Source organism: Niveispirillum fermenti, assembly GCF_048066175.1.
Lineage (GTDB): Bacteria > Pseudomonadota > Alphaproteobacteria > Azospirillales > Azospirillaceae > Niveispirillum > Niveispirillum fermenti.
The window spans coordinates 302,244-317,207 of the sequence record NZ_JBLTXA010000005.1; the positions used below are offsets into that span (position 1 = coordinate 302,244).

Annotated in this window: 14 protein-coding genes; 7 read left to right on the forward strand and 7 right to left on the reverse strand. The window is 66.5% G+C overall.

What is annotated here, in order from left to right:
* Positions 1-120: 120 nt before the first annotated feature.
* Positions 121-1,053: a 3-keto-disaccharide hydrolase gene (locus ACM9LZ_RS07660; RefSeq protein WP_416618791.1), complete on the reverse strand. Its 933-nt coding sequence runs from the start codon at positions 1,051-1,053 to the stop codon at positions 121-123.
* A 161-nt stretch (positions 1,054-1,214) separates the two neighbouring features.
* Between ACM9LZ_RS07660 and ACM9LZ_RS07665 the strand changes: the two genes are divergently transcribed.
* Both ACM9LZ_RS07665 and ACM9LZ_RS07670 read left to right on the forward strand, forming a co-directional pair.
* Entirely contained in the window at positions 1,215-1,682 is a 468-nt protein-coding gene (locus ACM9LZ_RS07665) for a low molecular weight protein-tyrosine-phosphatase (protein WP_416618792.1), read from the forward strand.
* 106 nt (positions 1,683-1,788) lie between these two features.
* On the forward strand, positions 1,789-2,535 hold the full coding sequence (locus ACM9LZ_RS07670) for a helix-turn-helix transcriptional regulator (RefSeq protein ID WP_416618793.1): 747 nt from the start codon (positions 1,789-1,791) through the stop codon (positions 2,533-2,535).
* Between the two features lie 5 nt (positions 2,536-2,540).
* On the opposite strand, the gene ACM9LZ_RS07675 is transcribed toward ACM9LZ_RS07670, so the two are convergent.
* From ACM9LZ_RS07675 to ACM9LZ_RS07690, 4 genes are all read right to left on the reverse strand, one after another.
* Positions 2,541-2,831 carry a sigma factor-like helix-turn-helix DNA-binding protein gene (locus tag ACM9LZ_RS07675; protein ID WP_416618794.1) on the reverse strand — a complete coding sequence of 97 codons (291 nt, stop codon included), beginning with the start codon at positions 2,829-2,831 and terminating at the stop codon, positions 2,541-2,543.
* 125 nt (positions 2,832-2,956) lie between these two features.
* Positions 2,957-3,703, reverse strand: a complete 747-nt coding sequence (locus tag ACM9LZ_RS07680; protein WP_416618795.1) for an autoinducer binding domain-containing protein — start codon at positions 3,701-3,703, stop codon at positions 2,957-2,959.
* A 52-nt stretch (positions 3,704-3,755) separates the two neighbouring features.
* Positions 3,756-4,478, reverse strand: coding sequence for an autoinducer binding domain-containing protein (locus ACM9LZ_RS07685; protein ID WP_416618796.1), 723 nt, complete (start codon positions 4,476-4,478; stop codon positions 3,756-3,758).
* The gene (locus ACM9LZ_RS07690; protein WP_416618797.1) at positions 4,475-5,620 is read right to left on the reverse strand and encodes an MFS transporter; all 1,146 of its coding nucleotides are present in this window, start codon (positions 5,618-5,620) and stop codon (positions 4,475-4,477) included. Before ACM9LZ_RS07690 ends, ACM9LZ_RS07685 begins: the two co-directional genes overlap by 4 nt.
* A 277-nt stretch (positions 5,621-5,897) precedes the next feature.
* Between ACM9LZ_RS07690 and ACM9LZ_RS07695 the strand changes: the two genes are divergently transcribed.
* On the forward strand, positions 5,898-6,374 hold the full coding sequence (locus tag ACM9LZ_RS07695; RefSeq protein ID WP_416618798.1) for a YbjN domain-containing protein: 477 nt from the start codon (positions 5,898-5,900) through the stop codon (positions 6,372-6,374).
* Positions 6,375-6,577: 203 nt separating this feature from the next.
* Here the strand turns inward: ACM9LZ_RS07695 and ACM9LZ_RS07700 are convergent, their stop codons facing one another.
* On the reverse strand, positions 6,578-7,510 hold the full coding sequence (locus ACM9LZ_RS07700) for a LytTR family DNA-binding domain-containing protein (RefSeq protein WP_416618799.1): 933 nt from the start codon (positions 7,508-7,510) through the stop codon (positions 6,578-6,580).
* Between the two features lie 80 nt (positions 7,511-7,590).
* On the opposite strand from ACM9LZ_RS07700, the gene ACM9LZ_RS07705 reads away from it, so the two are divergent.
* The 4 genes from ACM9LZ_RS07705 (at position 7,591) to ACM9LZ_RS07720 (ending at position 13,052) form a co-directional block, all read left to right on the forward strand.
* Positions 7,591-8,766: an acyltransferase family protein gene (locus tag ACM9LZ_RS07705; protein WP_416618800.1), complete on the forward strand. Its 1,176-nt coding sequence runs from the start codon at positions 7,591-7,593 to the stop codon at positions 8,764-8,766.
* Between the two features lie 111 nt (positions 8,767-8,877).
* Positions 8,878-9,444: a PAS domain-containing protein gene (locus tag ACM9LZ_RS07710; RefSeq protein ID WP_416618801.1), complete on the forward strand. Its 567-nt coding sequence runs from the start codon at positions 8,878-8,880 to the stop codon at positions 9,442-9,444.
* Between the two features lie 120 nt (positions 9,445-9,564).
* A complete protein-coding gene (mutS, locus tag ACM9LZ_RS07715; RefSeq protein ID WP_416618820.1) occupies positions 9,565-12,246 on the forward strand; it encodes a DNA mismatch repair protein MutS in 2,682 nt (893 codons plus the stop codon).
* A gap of 170 nt (positions 12,247-12,416) precedes the next feature.
* The gene (locus tag ACM9LZ_RS07720) at positions 12,417-13,052 is read left to right on the forward strand and encodes a class I SAM-dependent methyltransferase (protein ID WP_416618802.1); all 636 of its coding nucleotides are present in this window, start codon (positions 12,417-12,419) and stop codon (positions 13,050-13,052) included.
* Positions 13,053-13,112: 60 nt separating this feature from the next.
* Here the strand turns inward: ACM9LZ_RS07720 and ACM9LZ_RS07725 are convergent, their stop codons facing one another.
* Positions 13,113-14,951, reverse strand: coding sequence for a GMC family oxidoreductase (locus ACM9LZ_RS07725; RefSeq protein WP_416618803.1), 1,839 nt, complete (start codon positions 14,949-14,951; stop codon positions 13,113-13,115).
* Positions 14,952-14,964: the final 13 nt, after the last annotated feature.

Below are 14,964 nucleotides of genomic sequence, written 5' to 3' on the forward strand. Positions count from 1 at the left end.
TGGCCGCCGGATGGCAGCGCCCGGCACATGAGGGGCGCCTTGAGGTTGACCGACGGTCAGCCTCAAGGCGGATTGATATGATCAGGAGGGCCCCGGACTTGGACCCGGTGCCCGGCCGGCCTACTGCACGAGGATGCGGGGCATCTTGTCGATGGGGGCCAGGGTGATGCGGCGGAAATAGGTCACCGCCCCTTCCGACTGGAACTGGATGCGGCCGCGGGTCAGCGGCTCGCTCCCACCATCGGGCAGCAGACGGACGATGCCGGTCACTTCCATGACGGGCACGCCGTTGACCACATGGATCGCCCGGTCGCCCAGCACGTAGAGATCCAGGACATTCCATTCACCCACGGGCTTTTCCGCATCCGTGGCGGCCTCCACATTCCAGACGGGCGGCTTCACCGTGACGGGGCGCCCGCCGACCATGAACCGCCGCTGCAGCTCGACCAGCTTGGGGTCGCGCCCGACCTCGGTGTCGACCGTCACCGCGGTGCCGACGGGAACGACCATGCCCGTCGAGCCATACATGATCTCGAACTCCACCGATGGCATCCAGGTGCCGAAGACCGACCCCTGCTCCCCATGGGAGTGGTAGAGAAGGCCGTTATTCTCCGGCAGGTCGAGGCGGGGGGCGTAGCGCTCCCCGCTCCATTTGAACTCCATGCGCAGATGATAATCGCCATAATCGCCGCGATGCACGATGGCGCCCCAGGTCTTGCCATCCACGCGCATCGCCGGTTCCCCATCCTCCACAACCACCGTGAACATCGGGTCGCCGTCCGGGCGCGCCCCGATGGGCTTCGCCGGGTCGGGCAGGAAGGTCAGGGCCGGGTCCTCATACCCCAGCCAGATGTCCCAATCGGCCAAGTCGCGGCCGTTGAACAGGCTTTCCGCCGGGCCCGTATGGGTGGGGATATCGACCAGGACCAGCCGCTGCGGCGTGAAGGCCGGATCATCCGCCATCACCTGTTCCACGGTTTCCTCGGCCATGGCCTGAATGGGGGATATCATCAGCAACAGGGCCAAAAGGCCCGAACCCTTCATATGTCTCATGCAACTGCCTCCCTGTTTTGTTGCGGTCATTAGGCCCTTCAATAGACAGCGCTGTCAATCCCCTCGGCGTATCGATGGCGGGATAAGGGTTTTGCTTGGCGGCGCGGCCCGGTTGAAGGAAGGTGAGGGGGATCAAGATCACAGCCGGTTCGAGCATGCCCATGAAATCCGTCCTGTTCGTCTGCACCGGCAATATCTGCCGTTCCCCCACGGCCGATGGCGTGTTCCGCCAGATGGTGGCGGCGGCGGGACTGGCGGGGCGGGTGCGGGTCGACAGTGCCGGCACCCATGGCTATCACATCGGTGATCCGCCAGACCCGCGCACCGTGCGTGCCGCCGCGACACGCGGCTACGACCTTTCCCCGTTGCAGGCCCGCAAGCTGATGGCGGCCGATTTCGACCGGTTCGACCTGCTGCTGGCCATGGACCGGGGGCATCTGGACATCATGCGGCGCATGGCGCCTTCCGGCGGCACGGCCGAACTGGCCCTGTTCACGGCCTGGGCCCCCGCGCCCTTCACGAACCGGGATGTGCCGGACCCCTATTATGGCGGTGATGCCGGGTTCACCGAGGTGCTGGACATGGTGGAGGCCGGGGCTCGGGCCTTGCTGCGACGGGTCGTGGACTAGGGTTGCCGGCGGGACCGGCCCCCGGTCGGCACCCCTGCCGCGCGGTTGTCCTTCATGCTATCAAGGGTGCTTCCGGTTTCAACCAGATGCGGGGGGGCATTCGGGCATGGAAGGGGAGCGGCGCAGGGCGGCGACGGGCCTGCTGGATGCGGTGGCGGATTTCCGCGCCGCCACGGACAAGGCGGACCTGTGGTCGCGGCTGGACAGGCATCTGGCGCCCTTCGGCATCGGGGGCAGCATCTATGGGGCACAGGCCATCGCCTGCCATGACACCACGCTCAACCATATCGCCAACAGCATCCGGACCGACTGGCTGGACAACAAGTTCGCGCAGGACCTGTTCTATTGCGATGATTTCGTGCGCCATGCCCGCGTGGCCCACCAGCCGACCCTGTGGGCCGATGCCAGCCGCCTGCCGCACCTGACGCCGGAGGCATTGCGGTCGCTGGAGATGGATTACGATTATGGAGTGGTCACCGGCGTCACCATTCCCATGCGGTTTGCCGACGGATTGGGGGTCAGCGCCCTGGGCTGCCACGCGCCGGACCTGTCCTTCGCGGCGTTCGAAGCCGTCTGGCACCGCTGCCGGACCCGGATATCGCGGGTGGCCAGGGCCTTCGACCTGTGCCTGCGATGCCGCCTCAAGGAGGAGATGTTCACCTTGTCCCTGCGGGAGAAGGAATGCCTGCTGCATGTCGCCGCGGGGCATCGCGCCGCGCGGATCGCCGCGCGCATGGGCCTGACGGAAAAGCAGGTGCGGGCCGTGGCGGGCCACGCTTGCCGCAAGCTGAATGCCACCACGCTGTGTCAGGCCGTGACGGTGGCCCTGGTCTTCGATCTGATCCTGCCGTGAGGGGATCAGGCCGGCTCCTGCCCGTTCTCCTCCATGCCCGGGGTGTCGGGATGCAGGGATTGCGGGGCGATCAGCCGTTGCATGACGGCGATGGCCACCGCCTGCTCATTGGTCAGCGCCCCCAGCCGTTTGCGCGCGTTGCGCAGCGTTTCGTCGATGGTCTTGCGGGCGATGCCCAGCCGGGTTTCGATCTGTCCGATCCGCAACCCGCATGCCAGCAATTCCAGACATTGCCGTTCCCTGGGGGGTAATCGCGGCCGGGCCGGGGGTTCTTTCGTCGGTAAGGCATTGGTCATCGGAAAGGGCTTCTTGCTTGGGAGGGGCCGGCCGGTTCACCGGAATGGCCGACCCGGCAGGCAGAACATTATTCCGGCAGCCGGTCTTCCCGCCATTAGGGCATTTTTCCCGGCCGCCTGGCAGGTCAGGGGGTGATGAGGCCGAAAATCAGCGCCGTTGCGATGGCCTGTTCCGGCGAGGCGGCCCGCAGCTTATGGATGGCCCCGGCCAGCAAGGAACGGATCTGCCGTTCCGTCCGCCGCATCCCGTGGGCGATCTGCTTGATACGGCTGCCCGTGGCCAGATATTCCAGGCAGGAGCGCTCCGCCTCGTCCAGGGGGAAGATATCCGCCGCGAACCGTTCGCGCAGGGCCGTGTCGAAGGCATGGACGATGGCGCTGATCGTCCGGCCATGCGCATGCCACATCGCATCGAACTCGGCAAAAGAGGTGCCGGCCGCATGGCAGCCGATGCTGCTGCCCCCCAGCCCGCCGGCGAAGCGCATCGGGATGGTGACCCCGGCCAGGATGCCGTGATCGAAATCCAGTTCCACGGAAGCCCGCGCCGCCGGCGACAGGTCCGACAGCAGGGTCGTGTCGCTCCACAGCACGGGTGAGGGCTGGAACCGGGCCACGCTGACATACTGGTCGCAATAAAACAGGTCCTGGTCGATCTTCTCCGCCAGCCAGCCGCCCTGGATGGAATTGATGATCAGGCACGCCTCCTTGTCCCGTTCGGGGAAGGCGTCCGTCCCGTAAAGGCTGCCCGTGATGCCGAAGCCGGCCAGATGGGCATTCAGCGATGTCCACAACCCGTCCCTGTCGCGCACATCCGCGAAATCCTGCGCCGCGTCCAGGGCCGCGTGCGTCGATGGAGATGCCCGTTTCCGCATGCTCCTGCCCCCTCTCTCATCCCATCCCCGCCTGATCGATCCCCTTCCCCCGTCAGGGATCGATCAGGCCATAGACCAGTGCCGTGGCGACCGCCTGTTCCTGCGTCAGGGATTTCAGCTTGCCCCGCGCCCTTGTGGCGATTGCCCGCATCTGCCGTTCCGTGCAACGCATCCGGTCGGCGACCTGCTTGATCAGCAGGCCGGAGGCCAGATATTCCAGGCAGGATTTCTCCTGCACGCTCAACCCGAACATCTGTGCCGCGAAGCCGGTGCGCAAGGTGGCGTCGAAGGCATTGACGATGGTGGTGATCGCCGTTCCCTGCTGCCGCCAGAGATGCGCGAAACCGGCCAGCGACAGGCCCGCCGCATGGCAGCCGATGCTGCTGCCGCCCAGCCCGTCGCAAAAGCGCATCGGCACCGTCACGCCCGTGATGATGCCGTAATCATAATCAAGCGCCAGCGAGCGGCGGGCCGCATCGTCTATATCGTGCAGGTTGTCGATGGCGTCCCACAGAACCGGCGTCGGGTCGATGCGGGCGACACGCACATACTCGTCGCAATAGAACAGTTCGTGGGCGAACTTGTCGCCCAACCATTCATGGCCGATGCTGTTCAGGATGAAATTCGCTTCCCGCCCGGGACCGGGCAGCGCCTCCGTCCCATAAAGGATGCCGGTGATGCCGAGCCGGCCCAGATGCGCGTGGAGAGCCTGCCACAGCCCGTCGCTGCTACCGGCCGCCCGGAACGCCTCGATTGCCGGTAACAAAGGGCTCATGCCCGGACACCCCCCAAACCGCGCCACGGCAACAGGATGGCGCAGAACGCGGCCAGCAGCAATGCGGCGCTGATGAACAATCCATCGGGCGGCCATGCATCCATTGCCAGCCCGTGGGCCAGCGGCCCCAGCAGGGCGCCCAGAGCATAGAGCGTGCCGAACGTGGCATTGCCGGCCGCCAGTTCCGGGCCGGAGAACAGATCGGCCAGCAAGGCCAGCGACACGACATAGAGCGTGCCCGCCACCCCGCCCCAGGCCAGCATCATGGCAGCCAGCAGGACGAAATCCGTGCCCGCCGCGGGCACCAGCACCGCCAGGGCCAGGGCACCGGCCGCGCACAGCGCCAGGACCCGCCGTTTGCCCAACCGGTCCGCGGCCAGGCCGAGCGGCACCAGCAGCAGCACCTGTCCCAGCAGGAAGGCACTGGCCAGCCAGGCGGCCTCCGTCTCCGCCAGACCGGCGCGCACGGCATGCACGGGCATCAGCGTATAGGGCACCGCCTCGAACATGCCGAACAGCAATGCGCCGGCCATGGCGACCATCCCCAGGCCGGCCAGGGCGCGCAGGGGCATGGCCGGTGCCCGTTCCACGGCCGGCGGGCCGGAACGCAGGGCCGCGAACACCGCAAAACCGGCTGAGGCCAGGGCCAGCATGAACAGCACGGGTGGCCATCCCGCCAGACCCACCAGAGGCAGCACACCGGCCCCGACCGCGGCCCCGCAGCAGAAACAGACGCTGTAGATACCGACATTGCGGGCGCGGTGCCGGCTGTCGGAGCCGGCACTGATCCAGTATTCCACCAGCCGGAACACCATGCCGCACCCGCCGCCGAACAGGAAACGCAAGGCCAGCCAGGCGCCCTGATGATCGGTCAGGGGAAACAGGCAGACCGCCAGGGCCGCCACCCCCAGCAGCAGCAGGACCGCCCGCGGCGGGAACCGCCGCAGGGCCCAGGGCATCAGCGGTGTGGCCAGAAGCCAGCCCAGTGCCGGCATGGCGCCGTTCAATCCGATCGCCGCGGCCGTGGCGCCCATGCGGTTCAAGGAAAGGTCGACATAGGCGTAGGACGCGCCGACCGAGGCAGCCAGAAGTGCCGACGCGACGCAAAGTGCGGGCAGGGGCAGACGTGCTGGATATTGCATCGCGTCCACAGTGATATACGTTTTGGGCAGTTCCCGGACGGAGGAAGCCGGAAAACCCTTAGGGGAGAAAATACCGGGATATACTGCGGCCCCGTTCTGGGCAACAATGGATTGGGGTGAGTGGAAAATAAACCGCCGGCCATGTCGCATGCGCGGAAGGTAAAAATCCCCTAATTGACCGATTGCGTCGGTCCAGTATATTTTTATTTCTCCGGATGCAGAATTTCGCAAATATAAATCCGGGATAGAAAAACAATCCAGGATGCGGAGAGATTCCATGAAGAAGAAAATGGGATGTTTAAGTGTAGCGCTGGTCGGCGTCTCTATGCTGTTTTCGCCGGTGGCGGCCAGTGCCGCCACCATTATCTCCGCCGCCAATCCCCAGGCGATCTATGAAGTGGCGCGGGGGTTCGGCGCAGCGGAGATGGGCAAGGATTCCACTGGCGATCCGAAGATCACGGGGATGATCGAGGGCCGCAAATACAACATCATCTTTTCAAGCTGCAAGAATAACAAGGATTGCAAGGTCATCCAGTTCTGGGCCGCCTGGAGCGCCAGCAATGTCACGCAGTCCCAGATGAACGAATGGAACAAGGGCCGCGTCTTCGGCAAGGCCTATCTGGACAGTGACAATGACCCCAATCTGGAACTGACCGTCAACCTGAAGGGTGGCGTCACCAAGGAGAACCTGGAGGATACGTTCGACTGGTGGCGGGTGGCCCTGAAATCCTTCGCCAGCTTCATCACGGATTGATGCCGGGCGCCTGTCTTTCCGGCTGATCCGCCCTTGTGGGGAGGGCGGGGCAGCTGGGACCGTGACGGGCACGACGGCCCTTTTCGGAAGGTTTCGCAGCACGGATGCCGGCCGGCCTGGCCGGCATTTCCGTTTCCGCATTTCCGTTTCCGGCGGAACCTGTCCGCAGGCACTGCTGGCGGGAGGCCCTTCGCGTCCCGGCCCTATCCCTGCCCGCGCAGGGCTGCCAATGCTTCGGGAAAACGGCGGGACAAGGGGGCTGACTGCCCGCCCGACAGGGTCAGGGTCTGGTCACCCGACCCGTCCGGCGCCACGGCCCGGACATGCGCGGCATTGACCAGCCATGACCGGTGCGTGCGCAACAGGCCATGGGCCGACAATTCCCCCGCCAACTGGGTCAGTGTGGACCGCATCAGCAGCCGGCGGCCATCGGCCAGCAGAAATTCGGCATAATTGCCGGCCGACCGTACCGCCAGGATGTCGGCCACATCCACACGCCACAGCCGGGCCCCGTCGCGGATATCGAAAAGGGGCGGCCCCGGCATTGTTTCCTGCGCGCGCGCCGGGTTCGGCGCCGGCCCGGCTGTGCCCGCTATCCCTGCCGCGTCCGGTGCCCCGCCCGGCTCCGCCAAGTGTGCCGCCGGCCGGCCGTGGCCGAACAGCAGGAAGATGCCGGCCAGCAGCAGATAGGTCATGAAATCCTTGCGCGCTTCATAGACCAGCACGCCGCCCGTGATGGGAAAATCATATCCAAGGTCGAACAGGGCCGATGCCCCCTCCCGCAGCAGGCCCATGCCGGCCGTGTGCAGCAGGGTGAAGGCCAGGAAGGCCGGCCCATGCACCAGCGGCACCCGCCACCAGGGCCGGCCCAGCGGTGCGCGGGCCAGCGCCAGCCCCGGCAGCCAGGCCAGTGCCAGGATGACCACGCTGCTGCTGGTCTCGGTCAGGACCGGCAGCCAGACCGGCCAGTTCCGGTCATCCCAGGCCGACAGGATGTTGACCAGGCAGAAGGCCAGCGTCAGCAGCACTATCATCAGATAGGGCATCAGATAGGGCATCAGATAGGGCCGCCAGCCGCCCGTCCCGGATGGGGTGCCGTTCGTCCCGGCCGCGTCGCCGCGGGTGCCGTCCGTCACCGGCACCTTGCCCCGCCGGTGCCGGCGCCGCCAGAAGCGGGAGCCGGCACCCGTTTCCCGCGAACCCGATGATGATGAAGATGACGACGACAAGCCCTGCCCCATCCGTCACGACCGCCAGCGGCCAGCGCCTGCCCTTCCTGGACTGGGTCCGGGTCGGCGCCTTCGGCCTGCTGATCCTTTACCATGTCGGCATGTTCTATGTGAGTTGGGACTGGCATGTGAAGAGCCGCCATGCCGGTCCGACGCTGGAGCCATTGATGCTGCTGTCCAGCCCGTGGCGCCTGTCATTGCTGTTCCTGGTGTCGGGCGTGGCCACGCGCTTCATGGCCGACCGCATGGGACCGGGCACCCTGTCGCGCACCCGGCTTTCGCGCCTGGGCATCCCGCTGCTGTTCGTCATGGCCGTGCTGGTCGTGCCGCAACCCTACTTCGAGGTCGTGGAGAAGCTGGGCTATGCTGACGGGTTCGCCGCCTTCTGGGTACGCTATCTCAGCTTCGATCAGTCCTTCTGCCGGGGGGAGGATTGTCTGATTCTGCCCACCTGGAACCATATGTGGTTCGTGGCCTATCTGCTGGTCTATACGCTGCTGCTGGCCTTGCTGCTGTCGCTGGGCGCCGGGCGCTGGCTGGCGCGGCTGGGACAGGGCGTCCGCCTGCGGGGGCCTGGCCTGCTGCTGGTGCCCGTCATCGTCCTGGCCCTGCTGCGCATCGCCCTGCTGGACCGGTTTCCCATCACGCACAATCTGGTCTGGGACTGGTACAATCACGCCCTTAGCTTTGGCATGTTCGTGACCGGATATGCCATTGCCCGTAACGCGGACCTGTTCGACAGGCTGGCCGTGCTGCGCTGGGCCAGCCTTGGCCTCGGGCTGCTGGCCTGGGCGCTCTATGTCTGGTACGCGCTGACCTTCTGGCATGACGCCGCAGAGCCGCCGGGCGAGGGGCTGCGGATGGCCAGCCGCGTGGTCTATGCGGTCCAGCAATGGTGCATGATCCTGGCCGTGCTGGGCTTTGCCCGGCGCCACCTGAACCGGTCGGGCCCCGTGCTGCGCTATCTGTCGGCGGGGGTCTTTCCCTTCTATATCATCCATCAGACGGCCATCGTCGTGGCGGGCCACATGCTGACGCCGTTCGCCCTGTCCGGGGTGGCCGAGTCGGGCCTGATCATCGCCGCCACGCTGACGGCCTGCCTTGCCACCTATGAGCTGGCGCGGCGGGTGGGGGTGTTGGGCCCGTTGCTGGGCGTGCGGTGATAGCCGACATCCATCAAGGGAATCTTTACACCTCGCCCCGCATGATGGGCACCGGCCGGTTCGGGGTTGGAACCGGCAATGGGCCAAGAACGGGGCCGGGGGAATGCGATCGTGACAGGCGTGGCCGACATGCAGGACAGGGCCGTTGCGCGGCCGGCCGGACCCGCCGGGGACCGGCGGTTGCGCGAACTGGTCGACTACTGGGCCGGCAAGCGCGGGCCGGCGGGGGATGCCCCCCGCCGTCACGATCTGGACCCGGCGGAGATGCGGCCGCTGCTGCCCTGGCTGATGCTGCTGGATGTGCTGGAGGATGACTATCGCTACCGGCTGGTGGGGACGGGCCTGGACGGGCTGTTCGGCCGCCCGCTGACGGGGCTCACCCTGCGCGCGGCGTGGCCGGCGCGGCTGGGCGACCATTGGCGCCACTGGATGGACCATGCCAGCCGCACCGCGACCCCCGTGGCCACGTCGGCCACGCTGCATGGGCCGCGCGGGCCCCTGCGGCTGGATGCCGTGTTCCTGCCTTTGTGCAACCGGCCCGGCCGGGTGGACATGCTGCTGTCGGGCATCAGCGGCACCTGCCTGCGCCGCGCCACACCCATGCTGCTGCTGCGCCCCGGGGTGGAGGTGCTGGAAGATGCGGTGACGGGCTTCACCGCGGAAACGCTGACGGTTTGATGCGGGGTGCATCCCGGTGCTAGGGTGGCGGCCCTTCCCGGCACCGCAGATGATCCCCCGCCCGTGACGACCAGCAGCAAAACCCGTTCCGATGGCGGCTCCGCCGCCGCCATTTCCCCCATGATGGCCCAGTATCTGGACATCAAGCGGCAGCATCCCGGCTCGCTGCTGTTCTACCGCATGGGCGATTTCTACGAACTGTTCTTCGATGACGCGGTCCAGGCGGCCGGCGCGCTGGATATCACCCTGACGCGGCGCGGCCAGCACCAGGGGGAGGATATCCCCATGTGCGGCGTGCCCGTCCACAGCCATGAGCAATATCTGTCCCGCCTGATCCGGGCCGGATTCCGCGTGGCCATCTGCGAGCAGACCGAGGATCCGGCCGAAGCCCGCAAGCGCGGCGGCAAGTCGGTGGTGCGGCGCGACGTGGTGCGCGTCGTCACCCCCGGCACCATCACCGAGGACGGGCTGCTGGATGCCCGGTCCAACAATTACCTGGCCGCCCTGGCCGAGGCCGGGGGGGAGGGCGGCCTGGCCTGGCTGGACCTGTCCACAGGCGAACTGACCCTGTGCCCCGTGGAAAGGGACGGCCTGGCCTCGCTGCTGGCCCGGCTGTCGCCGGGGGAACTGCTGTTGCCGGAACGGCTTTTCGCCGCCGAGGGGATGGGGCCGCTGTGGGATGAATGGCGCGCGCGCCTGACGGTGCAACCCAATCCCCGGTTCGACAGCGAGAACGGGCGCAAGCGCCTGCTGTCGCTTTACAATGTCGGTACGCTGGACGCCTTCGGCGCCTTCAGCCGGGCCGAGGTGGCGGCGGCCGGCGCGCTGGTCGATTACGTGGAGCTGACGCAGAAGGGCCGCCTGCCGCGCTTCGACATCCCCCGCCGCCAGCCCGCCGGCCAGGTGATGGAGATCGACCCCGCCACGCGCCGCAACCTGGAACTGACCCGCACCCTGACGGGTGACCGCAAGGGCAGCCTGCTGGCCGCCATCGACCGGACTGTGACGGGGGCGGGCGCGCGGCTGCTGGCCGGCCGGCTGTCGGCCCCGCTGACCGACCCGGCCCGCATCGACCGACGCCTGGACATGGTGGCCCATCTGGCCGGCGAGACGGCGCTGCGCGTCGATATGCGTGAAGAACTGCGCCGCACGCCGGATGTGGAGCGCGCCCTGTCCCGCCTGACCCTGGACCGCGGCAGCCCGCGCGACCTGGCCTGTGTGCGCGATGCGCTGGAACGCGCCGTGTCGCTGCGCGGGCGCCTGGCCTACGGCGATGGTGGCCTTGCCATGCCGCTGCCGCCGGGGCTGGCGCGCATCGCTGTCGGCCTGGCCGGCGGTCCGGGTGCCGATCACGAGGGGCTGATCGCCCTGCTGTCGCGCGCGCTGGGACCGGACCTGCCGTTGCTGGCGCGCGACGGCGGGTTCGTGGCGTCCGGCTATTCCGCACCGCTGGACGAGTTGCGCATGCTGCGCGACGACAGCCGCCGCCATATCGCCAACCTGCAGGCGCAGTATGTCGAGCAGACGGGCATCCCGTCCCTGAAGATCCGGCACAATAACGTGCTGGGCTATTACATCGAGGTGACGGCCGTCCATGCCGACAAGCTTATGTCGGAAAAGCACAGGGCCGATTTCATCCACCGCCAGACCATGGCGGGGGCCGTGCGGTTCACCACGGTCGCCCTGTCCGAACTGGAACGCAAGGTGGCGGAGGCCGGTGACCGGTCGCTGGCCCTGGAACTGGAGATTTTCGCGCAACTGGCCCGGGCGGTGATCGATCTGGCCGATCCCATTGCCGTGACGGCCCGCGCGCTGGCCACGCTGGATGTCACCACGGCGCTGGCCGATCTGGCCGTCGATGCCGGGTGGTGCCGGCCCGAAATGGCCGCTGACCTGTCGTTCGAGATCAGGGGCGGCCGGCATCCCGTCGTGGAACAGGCCCTGGCCGAGGCCGGCGGCGGCCCCTTCGTGGCCAATGATTGCGACCTGTCGCCGGGCGGGCGGCTATGGCTGCTGACCGGCCCCAACATGGCGGGTAAATCGACCTTCCTGCGCCAGAACGCGCTGATTGCCGTGCTGGCGCAGATGGGCAGCTTCGTGCCCGCCCGCGCCGCCCGCATCGGCACCGTCGACAAGCTGTTCAGCCGCGTCGGCGCCGCCGACGATCTGGCCCGCGGCCGGTCGACCTTCATGGTGGAGATGGTGGAAACGGCCACCATCCTGAACCAGGCGACCCGCCATTCCCTGGTGATCCTGGACGAGATCGGGCGCGGCACGGCCACATTCGACGGATTGTCCATCGCCTGGGCCTGCGTGGAGCATCTGCACGAGGCGGCGCGCTGCCGGGGCCTGTTCGCCACCCATTACCATGAGTTGACCGCCCTGTCCGCCAAGCTGCCCGACCTGTCCTGCCACACGATGCGGATCAAGGAATGGAAGGGCGAGGTGATCTTCCTGCACGAGGTGGCGGCCGGCGCGGCCGACCGATCCTATGGCATTCATGTCGCGCGCCTGGCCGGATTGCCACAGGCAGTCATTTCGAGAGCGGAACAGGTGTTGCAGATACTGGAGAAGGGGGATCAGGCCAGCGCCGCCGCCCGCCTGGCCGAGGACCTGCCGCTGTTTGCCGCCATGGGGGCGCGGCCGCCGCCGCGGCAGGTCGTATCGGAACCGGAATCATCATTGGTGGAGGCCGAGCTGCGCGATATCAATCCGGACGAGTTGACCCCGCGTCAGGCGCTGGACGCGCTGTACCGGCTGCGGGGCCTGCTGGGAGCCGGCGGGGGTGGCCAACCTGCTTGACAAGCGTCGGGCGGGAAAATCATATGGGGATTGCAAGGATTGCCGGCGCCGACATCCGTCGGCTTGGCTTCACGCGACATGGGCCGCGCGGCGGCGGTCGCCGCCATGCCGAGCGTCGATGAGTTCTACTCATCGACGCTCGGCATGAGCATCTCAGAATGGGCGATTGCATGACGCAAACACAGAAAATCTTCCAGGACGTTTACAAAAGCGAGATTTGGGGAAAAGACAAATCCGGATTTTGCAGCGGCCTGGGCAGTGTCGACCCGGATATCGTGCTGCCTTATTGCCGGGCCGTGCTGTTTTTCCTCAACGCCATCGGCCAGAAGCAGAGCGTGGTCGATTTCGGCTGCGGCGACTTCAAGGTCGGTTCCAGGCTGCGTCCCTATTTCGCGGCATACACGGCCTGCGACATCGTGCCGGAACTGATCGAAAGCCATAAGCAGCAGTACAAGGATCTGAATGTCGATTTCCGTTGTATCGATGCGACAGTGGAGGAATTGCCGCAGGCGGAAATCATCATCATCCGCCAGGTGCTTCAGCATCTGAGCAATGCCGATATCCTGAAGCTTCTGCCGAAGTTCAAGAAATTCAAATATATCATCTTCACCGACCATACACCGGTTCACCGGAAATTCACGCCCAACCTGGATATCACGACGGGCGGCTATACGCGCATGCAGGCCGGGAGCGGGCTGGACCTGCTGTCCCATCCCTTCTATCTGGAACCCCGGGTCGAATATCTGCTCTGTGCCGTCCCGTCGGAAAGCGGCATCATCAAGACCAGCGTCTATCAGATGCATTGAGCGGGTGCAGCGCGGCTTTCGGCTTCGACCCTGCAGGATCAAAGCCGGAAGCCGCTGCCTTCATGCGGTTTTCAGTACCGTGGCGGCCGCGCGCAGTGCCATGGCGGCGATGGTCAGCGTGGGGTTGGCCGTGGCGATGGTGGGAAAGGTGGAACTGCCCAGGATATAGAGATTGCGATGGTCGAAGCAGCGCAACTCGCTGTCGACCACGGCTGTCTTCGCATCGTCGCCCATGCGGCAGGTGCCGACGATATGGCCGGCCCCCGAATAGGCGTATTTCTGGCCATTATAGGTGAAGGTCTGCGGCCCGTCGGCGGGGTTCTTGTCGGTCGCCTGCTCGGCCCCCATCCAGTCGAACAACTGGTCTGCCGCCTTGCGCGCCGCCTCGAACCCCTTCTTGGTATAGTCGGACAAGCTGTAATGGATTTCCGGGCGGGGCAGGCCCAGATGGTCGCGGTACTGCGCCGACAGGGTGACGCGGTTGTCGGGATCGGCCGTCTGTTCGACCAGGAAGCCGATGCGGAACTGCTTGGTGTAGAGCCCGTTCAAGGCCGCGACCAGCGCCGCCCCGCCGATGCCGGGGCCCGTGCGGTTGCCCTGATTGTCCTGGCCCGTGACCAGTTGCATCAGCGACCGGTCGGGGTCGCCATAGGGGAAATTCCAGCCCTCGTTCCCGATCTCGATCCGGAAGGCCGCCCGATCCTTGCGGAAGGCGCCGTCGCGCAGGCTTTCGATGCCCGAGGTCGAAAGCGGCCCGCGATAGGGATAGATATCCGACGAGGCCTTGGCCCAGGCCAGATAAAGCGGGTGGTCCATCAGATTGCGGCCCACCTGATCGCTGCTGTTGCCCACCCCGCCCGGCGTGCGGCCGCCATTGGTGGACATCAGGAGCAGTTTGGGCGTTTCGATGGCATGGGCCGCCAGCACATAGGTATGCGCCGTGGCGGTGCCGCGGGCCACGACGGGACCGCTGGCGCCATCATAGCGCACCCAGTCGATGCCCGTGATGTCCTGGCCATAGCCGCCCGTATTCACCGATACGGCGACACTGTTGTACTGGATCGTGACATTGCCCGTCTGCAGCGCCGCCTTCAGCGTCACGGACGGGTCATATTTGGCCTGGATGGGACAGATGGGGATGCAGTTGGTATTGCCGCCGCAGGCCCGCCGCCCCTGATAGGGGCGGGAATTGCGGGCGGCGGGCGTGATGGTGACCTTGACCGGATTGCCGTCGAGCGTCTTGCCATCCACCCCGGCGGCCACATACTGATCCACCATCGTGTTGGGCAGGGCCGGCATGGGATATTCATAGCCGGCCGGAAAGGTGATGCCGAGATAGGTCTGGTCCGCCTTGTCCGCCGAAACCCCGATCTCCCTTTCCGCCTCGCCGTACCAGACGTCCAACTCGGCATAGGTGACGGGCCAGTCGGTTTCCACGCCATAGGCCGTCTTCATCTGGAAATCATTGGGCACGTGTCGCAGGCAGGTGCCCAGCCAGTGCCGCGCGGTGCCGCCATTGATCCGTTCATAGGTGCTGCCGAAGGCCAGCGGCCCCTTCTGGATCAGATAGGCCTGCCGCGCATTCTGCCAGTTGCGGGCCCCGTTGGTCAGCACGGTCGGCCGCGGCGCGTTCAGCGTGGTGGGATCGGTCAGCGTGAAGGTGGCGTTATCGCTGAACAGGTCCGGCGTATAGGGCGATTCCGGCACCTTCGCGGGCGACAGGAAGAACCGCTCCATATAGTCATTAACGTTGGGCGGCATCTCGTCGCCCGCTTCCAGGATCAGGACCTTCCGGCCGGCCAGGGCCAGTTGCTTGGCCATCATGGCCCCGGCGATGCCGGACCCGATGATGACGGCGTCATAGGCGGGGGTGGCGGTGCTGTTGCTGCTGTCGGTCATCTTGCGGTCTCCC